At 47.0% G+C, this 887-nt stretch carries 1 pseudogene; it reads left to right on the top strand.

What is annotated here, in order from left to right:
• A pseudogene (gene rpoB, locus ACS8FC_RS15780) lies at positions 1 to 887 on the top strand (DNA-directed RNA polymerase subunit beta); the annotation flags it as partial.

The following is an 887-nucleotide window of genomic DNA, read 5'->3' as shown; positions in this document are numbered from 1 at the left end:
CTAAAAGAGCTTATCGAGATTCGTAATGGTCGCGGCGATGTTGATGATATTGACCATTTGGGTAACCGCCGTATTCGTTCAGTAGGCGAAATGGCAGAAAACCAATTCCGTGTTGGTCTAGTACGTGTTGAGCGTGCTGTAAAAGAGCGTTTAAGCTCAGCAGAATCAGACAACCTGTCACCACAAGATTTGATTAACTCTAAGCCAGTAGCGGCTGCGGTTAAAGAATTCTTTGGTTCAAGCCAGTTGTCACAGTTTATGGATCAGAACAACCCGTTGTCTGAAGTTACCCATAAGCGCCGTGTATCAGCGTTAGGACCTGGTGGTCTAACTCGTGAACGTGCAGGCTTTGAAGTACGTGACGTACATGATACGCATTATGGCCGTGTATGTCCTATTGAGACTCCTGAAGGTCCAAACATTGGTCTGATCAACTCACTAGCGACTTTTGCTAAAACCAACAGCTTTGGTTTCTTAGAAACGCCTTATCGCCGTGTGGTTGATGGTAAAGTTACTGACGTTATTGAGTATTTATCAGCAATCGAAGAAGTAGGTACTGTCATTGCACAGGCTGATTCTCCGATGACTGAAGATGGCGCGTTATCTGACGAGATGGTCAGTGTGCGTAGCTATGGTGAATTTGTTCGTATGCCGCCAGAAAAAGTGACGCATATGGATGTATCGCCAAGTCAGGTAGTATCGGTTGCAGCAGGTCTGATTCCGTTCCTAGAGCATGATGATGCTAACCGTGCCTTGATGGGCTCGAACATGCAGCGTCAGGCTGTTCCTACGTTACGTGCTGATAAGCCGTTAGTAGGTACTGGTATGGAGCGTCACGTTGCTCGTGACTCTGGTGTCTGTGTTATCGCTAAGCGTGGCGGTGTGAT

The organism is Psychrobacter sp. 1Y4 (assembly GCF_051847555.1).
The sequence above is the reverse complement of the archived record's forward strand: the minus strand, read 5'-3'. Positions and strand labels throughout refer to the sequence as shown.